We start from the raw sequence: 16,932 nt of genomic DNA, 5'->3' as shown, positions 1-16,932 counted from the left end.
ATGGTGCAGCTTCTCTCGACCGATGGCACCCTCCAGACGGATGACGCGGCGGCGGAGTATATGCCTTACATCGACGCGCTCTCGGATGACGAACTGCGCCAGTTCTACCGCGACATGGTCATCACGCGACGTTTCGACCTCGAAGCCACCAACCTTCAGCGCCAGGGCCAACTCGCACTCTGGCCCCCGAGCCACGGGCAGGAAGCCGCGCAGGTGGGCTCCGCCCGGGCCGCCAGATCTCAGGATCACCTCTTCCCCTCGTACCGCGAACACTCGATCGGCATGATCAGGGGCGTCGACGTCGTCGACATCGTGCGCCTGATGCGCGGCGTGACGAACGGGGGCTGGGATCCCGCCGCCTGCGGCAACTTCCACCTCTACACCCTCGTGCTCGGATCGCAGGCCCTGCACGCCACGGGCTACGCGATGGGCATCACCCTCGACGGGGAGACCGGCACGGGCGATCCCGAGACCGATCGCGCGGTGATGGTCTACTTCGGAGACGGTGCGACCAGCCAGGGGGATGTGAGCGAGGCGCTCGTCTTCGCGGCGAGCTTCAACGCCCCGGAGGTCTTCTTCCTGCAGAACAACCAGTGGGCCATCTCGGTGCCGGTGCGGGTGCAGTCCCGCACGCCGCTCTACCAGCGCGCTGGCGGATTCGGCATGCCCGGCATCCAGGTCGACGGCAACGACGTGCTCGCGAGCTATGCCGTCACGCGAAAGAACCTCGACGAAGCCCGTGCCGGCCAGGGTCCCCGCCTCATCGAGGCCCTCACCTACCGCATCGGCGCGCACACCACGAGCGACGACCCCACGAAATACCGCATGGATGCCGAGACCGCATCCTGGGTGGCGAAAGATCCGATCGTCCGGTACGCCAGCTATCTCCGGGGTCGAGGCGAGGGCGAGGACTTCTTCGCCGCCGCCGCGTCCGAGGCAGAGGACTTCTCGGCCGATCTTCGTCGTCGCACCCTCGAGCTCACGGTGCCGTCGACCGATCTCATCTTCGATCACGTCTACTCGGAGCAGCATCCGGTCATGGATGCGCAGAAGCAGTGGCTCGCCGACTACGAGGCGAGCCTGGGGGGCAGCACCCGATGACCGAGGAACTCCCTCTCGCCAAAGCGCTCAATGCCGGATTGCGCAAAGCCCTCGCCGACGACCCCACGGTGCTGCTCATGGGTGAGGACATCGGCCCTCTCGGCGGCGTCTTCCGCGTCACCGAGGGCCTGCAGGCCGAGTTCGGGGAGCGTCGCGTGTTCGACACCCCGCTGGCCGAATCCGGCATCATCGGAACGGCGATCGGGCTGGCGATGCGCGGCTACCGTCCGGTCTGCGAGATCCAGTTCGACGGGTTCATCTTCCCGGGCTTCGACCAGATCACCTCCCAGCTGGCCAAGATGACGAGCCGCCACGAGGGCCGCATCACCATGCCGGTGGTCATCCGCGTTCCCTATGGCGGGCACATCGGAGCGGTGGAACACCACCAGGAGAGCCCCGAGGCGTACTTCGCCCACACTCCGGGCCTTCGAGTCGTCAGTCCGAGCACCCCGAATGACGCGTACTGGATGATCCAAGAGGCGATCGCCTCCAACGATCCTGTGCTGTTCTTCGAGCCGAAGAGCCGTTATTGGCACAAGGGTCCGGTCGACTTCGACGCGAGCGCATCCCCGCTGCACTCGAGTCGGGTGGTTCGCACCGGAACCGAGGTGACCCTCGTCGGACACGGCGCGATGGTCAACGTGCTGATGCAGGCGGCAGAACTCGCGCAGCAGGAGGGCACGAGCGTCGAGGTCATCGACCTGCGCTCGCTCTCGCCGATCGACTACGCGCCGATTCTCCGCTCCGTGCAGAAGACCGGACGACTGGTCGTGGCCTCCGAGGCGCCCGGATCGGTGAACATCTCCGCCGAGATCGCCGCGACCATCACCGAGAAGGCGTTCTACTCCCTCGAGGCCCCCGTGCTGCGGGTCTCGAGCTTCGACGCGCCATTCCCGCCCGCAAAGCTCGAGACCGTCTACCTTCCGGATGCCGACCGCATCCTCGAGGCCGTCGACCGCGCACTGGCCTACTAGCTAAAGGAACGCCGTGACCAGCTCAGAATTCACCCTCCCGGATGTCGGAGAAGGCCTCACCGAGGCCGAGATCGTCTCCTGGAAGGTCAAGCCCGGCGACGAGGTGGCGGTCAACCAGGTGCTCGTGGAGATCGAGACCGCGAAGTCCCTCGTCGAGCTGCCCTCGCCCTTCGCCGGCACGGTCACCGCGATCCTGGTGGCCGAGGGAACGACAGTGGATGTCGGAACTCCGATCATCTCCGTATCCTCGGGCGCGACTCCCGCCGCCGTCGACGCGCCCGCCCCCGAGGGTGTCGACACCGTCGCCGACACGGCCGGCAGCATCTCCAGTGAATCGGGCGATGCCGGCGGTGCGGTGCTGGTCGGCTACGGCATCAAGGGCCACGTCGCCTCCCGCCGCACGCGCCCGGCGGCTGCCAGCGCCGGTGATGGCTCCACGCGCACGGCGTCCGGTATCGCGGCTTCCGCCCCCGAGACGGCTCCCCGCCCGAGCTCGGTGCCCGCGGCATCCGCCTCCGCGATCATCGCCAAGCCGCCGATTCGCAAGCTCGCCAAGGACCTTGCGGTGAGCCTCTCGGACGTGACCCCCACCGGCCTCGCCGGCGAGATCACCCGAGAGGATGTCGTGCGCCAGGCTTCGCAGGGCACCCTGTTCCGAAACATCGAGACGCCGGCCTGGGGAAGCGACCGCGAGGAGCGCATCCCGGTGAAGGGGGTGCGCAAGGCGATAGCGACGGCCATGGTGTCCAGTGCGTTCACCGCTCCGCACGTGAGCCTCTTCGTCGACGTCGACGCCACCCGCACCATGGAGTTCGTCAAGAGGCTCAAGAACTCCACCGACTTCGCCGGGGTGAAGGTGTCGCCCCTGTTGATCATGGCGAAAGCGATGATCTGGGCCGTTCGTCGAAACCCCACGGTGAACGCGCAGTGGACGGACAGCGAGATCATCGTGAAGCACTACGTGAACTTCGGCATCGCCGCCGCGACTCCCCGCGGGCTCATCGTTCCCAACATCAAAGAGGCGCAGGAGCTCTCCCTGCGTGAGCTCGCCTCCGCGATCGAACAGCTCACCATCACCGCCCGCGACGGCAAGACCAGCCCGGCCGACCAGGCGGGCGGCACCATCACGGTCACGAACATCGGTGTCTTCGGCATGGACTCCGGCACGCCGATCCTCAATCCCGGCGAGGTCGCCATCCTCGCGATGGGCACGATCAAGCAGAAGCCCTGGGTGGTCGACGGCGAGGTGCGGCCCCGCTTCGTCACGACCCTCGGCGCGAGCTTCGACCATCGCATCGTGGATGGGGACGTCGCGAGTCGCTTCCTCGCCGACGTCGCGAGCGTCATCGAGGAGCCGGCACTGCTTCTCGACTGAGGTGGTACAGACGGTCTTCCGTCGCGGGCATCCCCGAGCGGGAGCGAGTGCGGCTACCCGGCATCCTGTTCGGCGCCCAGCTCGGCCAGCGCCGCCCGGTTCGCGAGGAAGCCAGCGACGACAGTGGATCCGAGCAGGATGACGGTGCCGCCGATCGAGAGCAGTTGCGCGGCGTCGGCGGACGGGACAACGAGCGCGGAAAGTGCGACGACCACCGTGGTGGCGCCGCCGATGAGCTCTGCGGGCAGGGCTGCCCGGTGACCGGCCCGCCAGGTCGAGTCGTTCATCATAACGCTGCGGAGGCGGATCCCCGCCAGCGAATTTACGGGGATCTGCCCGCGTGCACAGCCGATCGTGATGCCGACGAGGATCAGCGCGGCGGCAGCGACAATGACGGATGCAATGAACATTCGTCAATTCTATGAACGGCACTATCACGGGTCAAATGTGATTTCCCAGGCATTCGCGACACGATTGGCGCATTCGAGACCACGTAATTGTTGACCTCGCTGATCGGGGTTCGGCCAGATCCAACCAAGGTAACCAACACCCTTTGGGCCTTGAGAGCAAAAAAGGAGATGAAACCAGCTGGGCTGGTTTCATCTCCTTTTCGTGGTGTTACTTTGCGAGGACGCGTTCCTCGGGCTGGCACATCGGGCAACCCTTGCTTTCGACACGGTGCGGGACGCTCTGCTGGTGCTTGTGCTTGTGAGCGGTGCAGAGCCACCAATACAGGTCGGTGCCCGCGATGATTCGGTCGGGGCTCTTCATCCCGTTGAGGTAGGTGTGGAACTCGGTGACGAGGGCCGGCTGGGTGGTCGCAAGGTCGTTGACGCCGGGGACGAGGGTGGGCCTGGAGCAGACGGAGCACTTGAAACCGGCGGTGCGCCGGTCGATGCGCATCAGGTAAGCGTGTCCGACAGGACATTGCCAGTGGACCTTCTCATTTGAGTCGGGAGTGAAGCCGGAGGGTTCGAGTCCGTGGTTGAAGGTCGGGTGCCATTCGGCGGCGAGGTCCGGGTGGGTGGTGGCGAGGTTGGAAGCTGCGGTGCGGTTCTTGTTCCGCTGACAGACCGGGCAGCCTTTTCCGCTGGTCGCCTCGACAAGCCGTAACTGGTATTCGTGTCCTTCGGGCTGGCAGATGAAGTCAATCATTCGGTTGCTCCCGGCCGACAGTTTCGTCGGGGACGCCGTCGTGAGGCATCGGGGGTCCCACAATGCGACGACCTCCGGGTGGGTGGTTGCGACGTCGTTGATGCCTGGGACGATGACCCGGTACGAGCAGATGGGGCAGTTGGACTTGGCGGAGGTCCGGCCGAAAGGCGAGGCAGAGTACGTGTGTCCCTTCGGGCAGCGCCAGTGAAGGTTCCGGCGGGAATTGGTGGAGATCTGGTTTGCGGTGAGCCCGTCGTTGAGGGTGAGGTCGAGCTCGGCTGCGACCTTCGGGTGGGTGGACGCCAGGTCGTTGTAGCCGGGTTGAACGAGCCGGTCCTCGCAAACTGGGCAGACTGGGGCGCTTCCCGTGTTCTCTGGACGCCTCGCAGCGGACACCTCGAACTGGTGCCCGGCCGCACAGATGGACAGCGCCTTTGGCACGCCGTTCCGGGTTGCGGCCGTTGGCGGGGCCAGGCGACCGGTCGGGAACCCGACTTCGAACTGGGCCAGAGTCGCCGGGTCGTCACCGGTGACGGCGAGGAAGTTGATGAATGGTTCCAGGTCGCCGGAACTGCCAGCGAAGGCGGTTGTAGTGGCAAGGGTGACGGGGAAGTCGTGCTCCCAGGCGGGTTCGAAGGGTGTCTGGGTGACGATGCAGTGGCGGATGGACCAGAAGGTCGCCCTGGCGTACAACCAGACTGCCCGGGCCAGAGCGGGCTGCGGTTCGCCGAGGACCGTTTCCAGTTCGGATGCGAGGACGGCGAACGCGTCAGCAAACGAGTTGTCGGGGGCGAAGAACCGGCGTTGGAACTGGGGGCGGGTGATAGCCCACACGATTGAGACGACGGCGGGGAAGGCCCGCATCGCCGCTGGCACCCCAGTGATGGGCGGCAGGGTGACGGTGAGGGTGGTGTCGAGGAGACGGAATAGGCGCACGTCGAGGAGGCGGGTGCGGCGCAGCTTCCGGAACCGCAACGCAGCGTCGACCAGGGTTTCCCGGTCCAGGCCGGCGCCGACGCTGATCTGCTCTTCCGGGAGGAGGTCCAGTCCGACGAAACGGTGGTGGTGGAGGCAGACGAGGTCGTCGAAGTGTGGGTTCTGCTGGATGCGAGCACCTCTGGCGCAGAGGGCGCACATCCACCGTTCTGGGAGCCCGGCGGTGCATCCCTTGCACCCGGTGCCGTCTGGGTGTGTGAGCCACCCGGTGGCGTGGGGTGCGAGGTGCAGGGTGTCGCGTTGCGTCTTGACGGCGAGAAGGTTCAGCCAGGTGCTGTTCCGGCCGACGCGGTGGGTTGGCCCGCCAGCCTGGGTGATGAGCAGCTTCTGGTGCTGCACGGTTTCGAAGTTCGCGTCGAGGACCCGTCGGGTGTAGCTGTCGACCGTTTCGCGGTGGCCGGGGCGGACGGGGAAGTTGTAGGGGCGGATGATGGCGGTCATGATGCGGTCAGGCCTTTCAGGATGTTTTTCACGGTCATGGGGTTGTTGTTGCGGAGTCGTGCGTGGTTACGGGTGTCTTCCGCAGAGTGCGCGAGGCGCCGCGTCTCCAGCAGCGCTTTGGTGATTTCTTCGCGAACGAAGTTCGGGTTGTTCACGGTTTCGGCTGCCGCTCCGGTGAGGAGCTTCCCGAGGCTGCCGATGGACCCGTTGGTGCGCTCGAACAGGTACTCCGCCATCGCAGGCAGGGTTCCGATTTCGTGGTGGCGTAGGGGCAGGGCCTTCTCAAACTGGCTGATGATGGACCGCCAAGCCTTCGGGTCGCCGGGCTTGCTGAGGTTGAATCGCTGCATTTCGAGGACGCTGAACCGGCCCCCGAGTTGCTGACCGCGGGGCCCGGACAGAAGACCACTGCCGTTGATACCGACACCGGCGTACAGGAAGGTGCTCGGCAGGTCGTTGTGCAGGTTCTTCAGCAGGTCGACGGATTCGCCGTTGCCAGCGTTCCGGTTGGCGAGGAAGTGCAGTTCGTCGACGACCACCAGTTGGGTGCCGGCGGCGTTCATGGTGTCGACGACCCGGTTGCGGATGCTGACCATCGATTCGCCGCTACGGACGGTGAGTCCGAAGAATTCCGCGAAGGTCTTCATCAGCAGCTTCCCGGTGGACCCGGCCGGCACTTCGATGTAGACGACGGGCACCTGGCCGAAGTTGCGGAAGTCGGGGAACTGCCGCTGGTACTGGGCATACACCCACTGCATCAGCGCTTTGGCGATGGTGGTCTTCCCGAGGGTCGAGTCCCCGTCGAGCATCAGGCCGGCGTGGCCGGAGTTGCGTCCGATGTTCTCGGCGAAACATTGTCCGAGGAGCAGTTTCGCCTCCAGCAGCGAGGGTGTGCCGATGAGGATTCCGCCGGACAGGTACAGCAGACGGCTCCGGTTGTAGCTGTGCCGGTCGAGGTCCGAAAGAGCGGCGTAGCCGGTGTCGGTCAACACGGTGGGGCGGTGCAGGTGGGTGCTGAGGAACTCGTTCAGCGACTCGACTCGGTGCAATGCTGCGGGCCGGTCGGTGCTGTGAAACTGGAGCGGGGTGGGCAGGGCGGCAATCATCAGTTCTCCAAAGGGTTGAATAGGGCGATGGTGGTTTCGTCGTCGTTTTCGTCGACTTCCACGAAGTGGGGGGCGGCGGAAAGCTCACGGTGCAGGGGGACGCCGTTGATGGCCGCATTGGTAATGGCAACCGCGGTGCGGTCGGACGGTTCGACCGGGGACCGGTCCCCGAGGTGCGGGTTCAGCAGCGCACTCTCGTTACGGGCACGGCATTCAATCCACCCACCGGTGGAGTCGCGGACCCAGACGGCTTGGTAGTTGTACGGGTCGTATTTGAACTCCCAGCGGTACTTCCGGCCCGCGTTCCGGGACCTCGTCCCGCGCAGCGAGTGCAACTCCGGGGAGTCGTACTCACGGTTGGCGAAGGTGATGCCGGTGGCGGTGATGTGGCGGTACTCCGACGGAAGCAGGTCGATGAAGTCGTCCGCGGTCAACGGGATGTACAGGGTGCTGGTGAGCTCCGCCGAGGCGGCGAACGCCTCGTTGGGCGACAGCTTGACGGCCGGGTTCAACCGGTCGTGGAGGCTGCTGTGCGCACGGTTCTGCCACGTCTTCAGCACCCAGTCGTCGAACAGCTCATACAGCGCGTACACGTCGAGGAGGTTCTCCTTCTCCACTTCGTACCCGCGGTGCTCCGCGGACCGGCCGGTGTACCCGGGCAGGTGCTGGGTGAACATCGTGTTGATGGTGTGGAACTGCCGTTCGACAATGCCTTTGTCCGTCGGGGTGTGCGGGGCGGCGAAGGTGACCCCGATACCGAACTTCTGCGCAGCGGCGAGGAACGTGTCGCTGATGTAGTCGCGACCGTTGTCCATCATGATTCGCCGCGGGTGAATGAACGGCTGCCGGTTCAGCAGACTCTGACGCTCCTCGTCGGAGAGCAGTTCCGCCTGCGGGTTCACCGCCTGGACCGCCTGCCGGTGCTTCGACTTGTCCGGACGGTTCTGCGCCGGGGTCAGCGTCTGGGCGAGGAGGGCGACATGGTCGACGCCCTTCGTCGCGACAAGCCGGATGGTGAACGCGACGATGCTGCGGCTGGCGATGTCCATCATGATGGTGAGGATGGCGCGGACGATGGCCCCCGACGGTGCCTTGACCAGGATGTCCATTGGGGTGGAGTCGACCTGCAGTTCCATCCCGGGAAGCAACTGGGTCTTCATAGCGAACGCCCGAGTGGGGCGGTTCGCCAACGACGCGCGAGTCTTCGCACTCTTGGTGGTGTGCTTCCCGTCGGTGAGAGCGGCGATGTACCGGTACCAGGACGTGGTCGACGGCAACGGTGGTCCGTCGTTGCCGTGCCGTTTGACCAGTTCCGCCTTGGTCTGGGAAATGAGCCGCGACTTGGTGCCGGTGGACTTGTTCGCCTGGGCGGCGATGACGTAGCAGAGGGCATCCTTCACCAGTTCGTCGAGGTGTTCCAGCGGCGCGAAGGTGCGGGCGTGCCGCAGGTCGATGATGCCCGCGGCTCCTTGGGTGCGGAATCCGCTGATTTTCTTCATGATGGACGTGCGGGATGCCGGCAGGTTCGCCGCCCGAAGTTCCGCAATCTTCGCCGTTACCCGCTCGTTCTGCGACGTGGTCCCTAGGTCGTACTGCGGGCGGGTGTCGGGAGGGTCTGTAAGAAATCTTGTGTAATTGGTTCGGCGTGACATCCGCGGCTGGGAGCTGTGGGATGGGAACAATGACGCATGAGCAGAGATATTCAGAAGCATCTTCGCTTTGATCCTGAGACGGGCCGGCCGTTGCCGGCGGAGACCGATTTCGCCGCGTTAGCGGCGGAGCTCGTCGAGTCGGCTAAGGGGCAGGGCATCGAGTTGACTGGGCCGAATGGGCTCCTGACGGGGTTGACCCGGCAGGTGTTGCAGACAGCTCTTGAGGTCGAGATGTCTGACCATCTGGGTTATGACAAGCACGACTTCGACGGCCGCAACGGGCAGAACTCGAGGAACGGGTCGACGCCGAAAACGTTGCGGACCGAGATCGGTGAAGTGACGGTCCAGATTCCGAGGGATCGGCAGGGAACTTTCGAGCCGGCGATCGTGCCGAAATATCAGCGTCGCATCGCGGGCTTCGATGAGGCCGTCGTCTCGCTTTATGCGAAAGGGCTCACGACCGGGGATATCCAGGCCCACCTCTCCGACGTGTATGGGCAAGACATCTCCCGGGAGCTGGTGTCGAAAGTCACCGACCGGGTCGTGGCCGACATGGAGGTGTGGCAGGCAAGGCCCCTGGATCCGGTGTATCCAGTGATCCTCATCGACGCGATCGTGATGAAGGTTCGGGATGGGCAGGTCGGCAACCGACCCGTGTATGTGGCGCTCGGAATCGACCTCGATGGCCACCGCGACGTTCTGGGCATGTGGGTTGGACCGACCGGTGGTGAGGGATCGAAGCAATGGATGAACATGCTCACCGAGCTGAAGAACCGCGGCGTCGCCGATGTCCTGTTCGTCTGTTGTGACGGACTGAAGGGCCTGCCGGACTCGATCCTCGCAACCTGGCCGATGGCGACCGTTCAAACCTGTGTCGTGCATTTGGTGCGCAACAGCCTGCGGTTCGCGTCCAGGAAGTATTGGAAACCGATCGCGGAGAGGTTGAAGCAGGTCTACCAGGCGCCGACGGTGAAGGCGGCAGAGCAACGCTTCGACGAGTTTGCGAAGGAATGGGAACCCATCTACCCGGCGATGATCGCGATGTGGCGGCGGTCGTGGGGTGAGTTCACCCCGTTTCTCGACTACCCGTTAGAGATCAGGAAGCTCATCTATACGACAAACGGGATCGAGTCGTTGAACGCGAGATTCAGAGCCGCGACCAGGCGTCGCGGCCACTTCCCCAACGAACAATCCGCACTGAAAGTGATGTATCTCGCGATCATCGAACGACGCCACAACCGGGCCAATCCGACAGGCGAGATCAACGGGTGGAAAGCTATTCTTAACACCCTCGCAATGACCTACGGCGACCGCCTAGGACTCAACTAGCCGATGACCAGTTACACAAGAAATCTGACAGACCCTCGGAATTGCCGGAATAGTTACAGCATTTATCCCCGGGCTCGATATAGCTGCTCCGTTCTTGATCGCAGGATCCATCGCGTTGTCTGCCGCTGGCACAGCGGTGACTTGCTCTCATGCCTGGGGATCAGAGGACTGTAGTGTTGGCGTAGTCAGCACAGTCGGTTCGATAGCGTTTGCGGGGGCGGGCGGCGCACTCGGAAGGCTAATTCCGCTGCGTGCATCGGGAACCGCCCGATTTTTCGCAACGGGAGGGCCAGCAGGAGTCGTATTCGGGGGGATGTGCGGGATTTCATGGGCACGAGGTGGACGATGCAACTAACCAGCGTTGAGAGTAAAACCATGCTCTGTCAGTTGCTCAAAGTTCAAGCATGAAGCGGGATTCGCGCCTTGTCCCGTGGATCGCCACGTTATTGCTCGTCGCCGCAGGTTTATTGCCGCTGTGGAAAGCAGTCAACGGCGGATACGACGCTGGAACTCTTCCTGGCATTTTTCTGGGCGTCGCCTCGATCCTTGCCATATTTGCCGTTATTGACACCCTAAACAAAGCCCGTCTTCGAGTGCTTCGCCATGACAATCCTGACGCTTTTGTCTCGAATGTCGCAATTTATCGACCATTGCCCGAGCAACTGCGCGAGGTACAAAATCTATTGGGCGTCAGCCCGGGCAATGTGAGAGCGTCTTCTTACGTTTCGATTTGTGTGGACGCTGACATGCTGCGTTTTTATGGGGGCGCTTGGAGGCCTCGGGTGCTCGCAGCCTTGCCTGTCGCGAAATTGATTGATGTGCGACTCGAAACCCGAACTCAAGGAAAGTGGAACCTCGCCTGTATCGAGTTGGATTTCGGCTCGAGTTCGATACATTCGTCGTTAGATTTGACATTGATGACAACGCGCTGGGGGCTTCCTAGAGTCGCGTCCCTCCAATCGCGAAAAGACGCCGTCGAGCGACTCATAAGCATTCGTGCTTCGGCGGACAAGTCGGGCGATAGAGACTGAATTTTGAACCGCTCTGGGTTTGATGGAGACTCGCGCTATTTGATTTCCACCAGGTTAGTAGCGGTGGTTTGGCCAGCATAGAACGTCTGCTCGAACTCGGCGGGTGGGACGTCGCCGAGGTAGCCGTGGAGGCGCCGGGTGTTGTGCCAGTGGACCCATCCGAGAGTCGCGAGCTCGAGGTCTTCAACCCTCCGCCACGGGCCGGGGCGTGCGGGTCCGCGGACGAGTTCGGTCTTGTAGTAGCCGTTCACCGTCTCTGCGAGGGCGTTGTCATAGCTGTCGCCGACGGTTCCAATTGACGGCGTGGCTCCGATCTCGGCGAGGCGTTCTCCGTAGCGAATCGACGTGAATTGACTGCCGGCATCGCTGTGGCAGCGAAGATCTGCGTGGTGAGCACCGCGACCCCAACGGGCTATCTCGATCGCGTCGAGGACCATCTCGGTGCGCATGTGTGACGCGCACCGCCACCCCACGATCATCCGCGAGAACGCGTCGATGATGAAGCACACATAGGCGACGCCCGCCCAGGTCGGGACGAACGTGAGGTCCGTGACCCAGAGCCGGTTCGGGGCAGTCGCAGTGAACTCCCGCTTCACCAGATCTGGGTGCCTCGACGACATCGGATCAGGCCGCGTCGTCTTCACGCGCTTTGTCCGGGTCGCGCCCTCGATCCCCGCAGCGCGCATCAGCCGGCCGGTCTGGTCGCGGCCGATGTCGTGCCCGGCCCGCCGGGCGGCCTTCCAGAGCTTGCGGACCCCGTAAACGGAGTAGTTCGTCTCCCAGAGCGTCACCAGTTCCGGGGTGAGGGTGGCGTCGCTGACCGCCCGCGCCGACGGGGCGCGGCCCTTCGCGGCGTAGTAGGTACTCGGAGCCACCTGCAACAAGCTGCAGATGGGCTCGACTCGAAAGGGGGCGACCTTCGACGACATCGTTCTTGTTCGCGTCGATGAACGCGACTACTTCCGGTGTTGGCGGTCGAGCTCCGCCCCGAAGAAAGACGCTGCTCTCTTCAGAATTTCGTTGGCCCGCTTCAACTCACGGACCTCCTGCTCGAGCTCCCGCAGCTTCCGCGCTTCGACCGTAGTCACGCCCGTGACGTTGCCGTCGTCGACGTCAGCCTGCTTGACCCACATCCTGACCGACTCGATCCCGTAACCGAGCTGGGTCGCAACCCTCTGGACCGTCCCGTGCTCGGTCCCGAGCTCCGCACGTAGCGTCCTCACCATCCGGACTGCAGCAGCCTTCTCCTCCGGCGAATACCGACGCGTTGTCGGCTTCCCAGATCCTTGATTCGACACCATGACTCCATCCTCGTTTCCAAGGTCAGGAGTCTCCATCAAACCCAGAGCGGTTCAGTTCGGGACGCGCGACTGTGCCTGGAAGCAGTTGAAGATCGAGTGTTGCCGGAAGGAGCTTAGTGAAAGCCACCGTGGTGTTGTTTTGGCGGAGCCACAGCGCCGCCCATTCGATGACGTCCTGCCGGGTCATGTCGATCGTTGATGGGGCACCGAAGTTGGCTATGCCGACACCGTGCAATCCGTATCGGTAGGTCAGCAGTCCGGCGGTGGGTGCGTTGAAGTCGCTGGGATGTTCGATTCCGATGATGCGCTTCTCGAATTTCAGATCCTGCTCAGTGACCTCGCCTAGGCGGCTTATTGCCTTCGTAAAATCGGTCAGAAATTGGCCAACCTCATCGACTGGACCTGACGCGTAGACGGTCAAGGAGTTGTCATCAACTACTGCGTCGTGCTCGATGCTGATCGGTTCCATAAGCCGAAGCAGGAGATGCTCCATCAGATGGGTGATCCCCGACAATGTCACCGGTTCATCCCTCATACCGACGCCAAACACCAACGTCCCGTAGCAAACCCCGGGGAGATCCGCTTGATAGACGCGGGCTCCGTTGGCCGTTGAATGCGATACCGAGGTGACCATGAGCGCAAGTCTCCCAGATCACCGGACGCTCCTCCTCTCACGGTCTCGCAAGCGGGACGGCCAGCGGGCAGAATATCACGCCGGCGCGAGGGCGCGCTCGAGACCACTTTTCGTCCATATCGCCCGCCCGTAAGAGGAACGTCAAAGTACGCCCTCGGGTTCCCCGCCATAGGGGCCGGATGCTCTCGGCGGCAATCAGAATCCGCGTCCCCGTCCCTCCTGCCGCTGAGCGATGGAATTCGCTCGTGGCGGTTGTCAGTGCGGTCCGAAGTGATCGTGTCGAAAATGCTGTCATCGGACACACTGAGTGTCGATGTTGTGGCATCCGAAGCTGGGCGACCGAGAGCGCGGCTAGGCACCCGGTGGGAACTATACGTCAGCCGTGGGCTGGCGGCACCGTCTTGCGCATGACGGTTTTGCGCTTGCCGATGTGCCGTTCAAACGTGAATCCGGCCTTCTCGAACATAGCCCTCGTGCCGTTGTGGAGAAACGACGACGACGTCTTCTTGTCCGGGACGAGCTCGTTGGCGAACGAAACCACTTCGCCCCCACCAGCCTGCGCGATCAGCTCGAGCGCACCATCCAATGCCTCCCGTGCCACGCCAGAACGTCGGTGGTCGCGGTCGACAAAGAAGCAGGTGATGCGCCACGGTGCCGGATTTGTTTCGCCCGCGTCGTACTCTTTGCGATGGTAGATACCCGGTAATTCGTCCGGGCTGCCGTATTCGCACCACGCGATCGCCTGGTCGCCGTCGAAAACAAGCGCGGCGTGCGCGACGCCCTCTGCGACGAGCCGCTGCTTGAACGTCGGCCCGTCGTATTCGCTCTTGACGGTCTGTTCGGTGTCGTCGTGGAAATACGAGCAATAACACCCACCCCAAACCCCGTTGTGCTTCTGCGCTAGCGCTAGCCACGCCGGGAAGGTCTCAGAAGTCAGTGCCTTGATCACGTGCGAAGTCGTCACGCTTACCTCACTCCTTGAACTCGTCGGTCCGAGACGCGATATCTACGCCGTGGTTATCGGATGACGCCAGCGACCACCATGCCGGAGCATTCGAATCGTCAGCGAGTCTGCCTCCGGAGGTGAGCGCTCCATCCACTCGTGCCTGAGCGTGCTCGGCTGGCACGTGGACCGTGAAGTGCGTCCGGCCTCTGTCCGAAGAGTCAGCGGTGCTCGGGTTGAACGCGATCTGCGGGCCGCAGCGCAGCGGGTCACCGGCATCCGTGTCGCCGAACTCCTCATGGCCCGGCGTAGCCATGAAAAACGGCCGCACGTCGGCCTGGAAATGTTGTGCGACGTAGATGCCGATCGACTGCACGAGCGATGGATCTGCGGTCAGCAGCCGTTCGGCGGTCACCCGGGATGCCGCCTCCGCGAACCCCACGGCTGTCGCCGGAGTGCCCTCCGGGGCGCGGCTTGGTGCGCGCACGACGATCCCGTCGGGACGCACGTCGACGTCGGTCAGTATGCCAAACTGCTCAGCTGCGGCGACGTTCGGCGCCAAGAGGCCTGCCGCGTGCGAGAGGGACGCAGCAATGAAGACGGCCTGCGGTCCTGTGCCTCCGCCTGTGACACGCCAGCCAAATCCCCCCGGCGCCCGATAAAACTCAGCCGCGGAGATCCAACGTGATCCGCTCGTTGACTCGCCCAATGGCGACTCCTTACAAATCTGGCGGAGCCCCAGCCGCTGACAAGTGAGGACCCCGGCGGACCCCACAGTACTCGGTACTCGTGGCGCGAGGATACCCGCCGCTCCTGACGTTCCGATTTGTCGACTCCGTCAGCTCGGGCCACGCTGATCACAACGTCCCCAGGAACTACAACTAGGCCACCGTACGACGGTGATATCACCGATGGAGTCGTAACCGCGCCGGATGGACGGCGAAATGGTACTGATGCTTTGAACTCAGGCGCCACCAACGGATGCCGCGCCGGCGTCCGCAAAAGGGACGATCAGCGGGCGGTACTTCGAGCCTTTGCGAGAGCCCGCTCTGGACCACTTTTCGTCCAGATCAGCCGCCCGTAAGCGGAATCCTAAACGGAACATTGTGGGGGTTTTGGAGATCGGGATAAATTGATCTCATGACGGGTGGGCGATTGGCTTCGTGGATAAGGAAGTATGACGTAGCGCTCTACTTCGCACTGACCGTAATTTGGTTGGCCTTCGCTGCTATACAGGTCATCTCGATCGCCAACGGGGGCCCGGGAACCAACGGTGGGCGTATTTTCGGGTTGGTTATCGGCCTCCTGGTGGCGGCCCTCTCGGCTACCAGCGCGGTCATCACATTGATTGCGAAGCGCAAGAAAACCTCAACGCGGCCGTCCGCATGAAATTGACCGAAGAGTCTGCGCGTGCACGCGTTGCCCGCCGTCCCTCGGGTCTGATCGAGCAAGGCCGGCCGGCAGAACCGCGCGTACTAACTCAAACTGCGCGCTGACTCGCTAAGACGTTTGTCGCGATGGACGCTCGTAAGGGGGACCATCTGCGGAGCGAATTGTCTGAGCACCGCGTTCACCCCTATTTGGCCGAAGGCCTGTGCGTCTATCGCACGCGCAAGTTCACTTCGTGCAGAGTAATGAGGTCCAGTCGTCCATGCGCGAGCGAAGGACGCGCGCAGTTAGATCGGGCTTGCCGATGCCGAGATAATTCGGTGCCCAGGATTCGACTCGGGAGGCGGATCGTGCGGCTGCCATCAGATCCCAGGTGCGGGTGTCCAGAAGGGAGTGTCCCGATTCGCGCTCGTACACAGTGAGGAATTGGTCTGCCGCATCGATCGAGCCCAGGAGGACGAGGTCAAGACGGCACCACGAGATGTCCAGCTCCCGCGGTGCGCTGCGGGCACCTGACCAATCGACGACGCCGGTGAGCTTCGCACCGTCCCACAGAGCATTCCCGCACCAGAAGTCATAGTGGGTGAGAACGTGGTCGGCTGGGTCGAGTTGCTTCCACGCTTGGCGTGCGTGAGTCTCTATGGTGCTGTCGCCATGCGGAGGCTGCCAGGAGAGGGTTCGGAGGCCGACCCCGTCGAGTTGGTGAATTCGCGCCAATACCGCCGCCATCTGCGCTGCGATATCTCGCAAGGGTAAACCGGGCGCGGGAGGGCCGCCCGGCACCACCGAGGTGACAATGAACGGGGATTCGCGATACTTGCCCGTCGCGACGAGCCGGGGTGCAAGGTCGCCCAAAGAGGCGATCCGGTCGAGAATCTGCGGTTCGTGAGTGACTGCATTATCCAGGGGCGGAAATAATCTGACGACGTACTCGGTCGTGGAGTCCTCGACCAAAAGCGTCCTCGCGTGCTGTCCGCCTGACAACGGACGAACGAGGCTGACCGTACGTCGCAGCACGGTCGATACCGCTGCGACAACGCTTTCAAGCTCCGCATCCGTCATGACGCTCATAATCGCACGCGCGGAAAGCGTCAGACTGCGCCACCGGCAACCGAGGGGCGACGACGCAGACAGAGCCTCAGGAATCCGTTCCGCCCGCAAGCGGGACCATGGGCGAATCGCGATCAGGGGGAATAAGTTGTGGTGGTTGGTTCCCAGCCCGGGGTCACTACCGTTGCTTGCCATTGCGCAGAGGTACTGGTGCTTGTGGCCTCGAGAACGATGCCGGTCATGGGCAGGCTGACCGGAAGTCTCAGGGTGGCCCCGCAGGCGATGTCGGATGAGGCGAGCACTCTGCCAGAGGAACTGGCGCTCTTGATTACAATGTGAACAATTCCAGCACCGGTACACACTGCGAGAACGTCGTACTCACCAGTGGGAACGCTGGCCAGGTCAGTAGTCCCCCGAGCACTTTTGGCCCCCACGTCAACTCTGAGATCTCCGCC

Annotated in this window: 13 protein-coding genes and 1 pseudogene; 5 read left to right on the top strand and 9 right to left on the bottom strand. The window is 63.3% G+C overall.

What is annotated here, in order from left to right; genetic code table 11:
* The 3 genes from VLI63_RS07525 to VLI63_RS07515 are packed head-to-tail and all read left to right on the top strand — an operon-like array spanning position 1 to position 3,450.
* Positions 1-1,101 carry a thiamine pyrophosphate-dependent dehydrogenase E1 component subunit alpha gene (locus VLI63_RS07525; protein ID WP_409156236.1) on the top strand — a complete coding sequence of 367 codons (1,101 nt, stop codon included), beginning with the start codon at positions 1-3 and terminating at the stop codon, positions 1,099-1,101.
* A complete protein-coding gene (locus tag VLI63_RS07520) occupies positions 1,098-2,075 on the top strand; it encodes an alpha-ketoacid dehydrogenase subunit beta (RefSeq protein WP_409156235.1) in 978 nt (325 codons plus the stop codon). The genes VLI63_RS07525 and VLI63_RS07520 overlap by 4 nt, the downstream gene beginning before the upstream one ends.
* Before the next feature lie 13 nt (positions 2,076-2,088).
* Positions 2,089-3,450 (top strand): dihydrolipoamide acetyltransferase family protein, encoded by a 1,362-nt coding sequence (locus tag VLI63_RS07515; protein WP_409156234.1) that lies wholly within the window; start codon positions 2,089-2,091, stop codon positions 3,448-3,450.
* 53 nt (positions 3,451-3,503) lie between these two features.
* On the opposite strand, the gene VLI63_RS07510 is transcribed toward VLI63_RS07515, so the two are convergent.
* From VLI63_RS07510 to VLI63_RS07495, 4 genes are all read right to left on the bottom strand, one after another.
* The gene (locus VLI63_RS07510; protein ID WP_409156233.1) at positions 3,504-3,860 is read right to left on the bottom strand and encodes an SdpI family protein; all 357 of its coding nucleotides are present in this window, start codon (positions 3,858-3,860) and stop codon (positions 3,504-3,506) included.
* A 208-nt stretch (positions 3,861-4,068) separates the two neighbouring features.
* A complete protein-coding gene (locus tag VLI63_RS07505) occupies positions 4,069-6,042 on the bottom strand; it encodes a zinc-ribbon domain-containing protein (protein WP_409156232.1) in 1,974 nt (657 codons plus the stop codon).
* On the bottom strand, positions 6,039-7,148 hold the full coding sequence (locus VLI63_RS07500) for a TniB family NTP-binding protein (RefSeq protein WP_409156231.1): 1,110 nt from the start codon (positions 7,146-7,148) through the stop codon (positions 6,039-6,041). The genes VLI63_RS07505 and VLI63_RS07500 overlap by 4 nt, the downstream gene beginning before the upstream one ends.
* Positions 7,148-8,647, bottom strand: coding sequence for a Mu transposase C-terminal domain-containing protein (locus VLI63_RS07495; RefSeq protein WP_409156230.1), 1,500 nt, complete (start codon positions 8,645-8,647; stop codon positions 7,148-7,150). The genes VLI63_RS07500 and VLI63_RS07495 overlap by 1 nt, the downstream gene beginning before the upstream one ends.
* Positions 8,648-8,836: 189 nt before the next feature.
* Here VLI63_RS07495 and VLI63_RS07490 point away from each other — a divergent pair, with 189 nt between their 5' ends.
* Positions 8,837-10,129 (top strand): IS256 family transposase, encoded by a 1,293-nt coding sequence (locus tag VLI63_RS07490; protein WP_185201280.1) that lies wholly within the window; start codon positions 8,837-8,839, stop codon positions 10,127-10,129.
* A 404-nt stretch (positions 10,130-10,533) separates the two neighbouring features.
* On the top strand, positions 10,534-11,160 hold the full coding sequence (locus VLI63_RS07485; RefSeq protein ID WP_409156229.1) for a hypothetical protein: 627 nt from the start codon (positions 10,534-10,536) through the stop codon (positions 11,158-11,160).
* Positions 11,161-11,195: 35 nt separating this feature from the next.
* Here the strand turns inward: VLI63_RS07485 and VLI63_RS07480 are convergent.
* From VLI63_RS07480 to VLI63_RS07460, 5 genes and pseudogenes are all read right to left on the bottom strand, one after another.
* Positions 11,196-12,461, bottom strand: a pseudogene (locus VLI63_RS07480) (IS3 family transposase).
* Positions 12,462-12,483: 22 nt separating this feature from the next.
* The gene (locus tag VLI63_RS07475) at positions 12,484-13,095 is read right to left on the bottom strand and encodes a hypothetical protein (RefSeq protein WP_409156228.1); all 612 of its coding nucleotides are present in this window, start codon (positions 13,093-13,095) and stop codon (positions 12,484-12,486) included.
* Positions 13,096-13,471: 376 nt separating this feature from the next.
* Positions 13,472-14,059 carry a GNAT family N-acetyltransferase gene (locus tag VLI63_RS07470; protein ID WP_409156227.1) on the bottom strand — a complete coding sequence of 196 codons (588 nt, stop codon included), beginning with the start codon at positions 14,057-14,059 and terminating at the stop codon, positions 13,472-13,474.
* A 7-nt stretch (positions 14,060-14,066) separates the two neighbouring features.
* Positions 14,067-14,600 (bottom strand): hypothetical protein, encoded by a 534-nt coding sequence (locus VLI63_RS07465; RefSeq protein WP_409156226.1) that lies wholly within the window; start codon positions 14,598-14,600, stop codon positions 14,067-14,069.
* Positions 14,601-15,655: 1,055 nt separating this feature from the next.
* The gene (locus tag VLI63_RS07460; RefSeq protein WP_409156225.1) at positions 15,656-16,489 is read right to left on the bottom strand and encodes a phosphotransferase family protein; all 834 of its coding nucleotides are present in this window, start codon (positions 16,487-16,489) and stop codon (positions 15,656-15,658) included.
* Between the last annotated feature and the right edge of the window lie 443 nt (positions 16,490-16,932).

Source organism: Lacisediminihabitans sp. H27-G8 (assembly GCF_046156175.1).
GTDB lineage: Bacteria > Actinomycetota > Actinomycetes > Actinomycetales > Microbacteriaceae > Lacisediminihabitans.
Note: the sequence above shows the minus strand (reverse complement) of the source record. Positions and strands in the feature narration are given on the sequence as shown.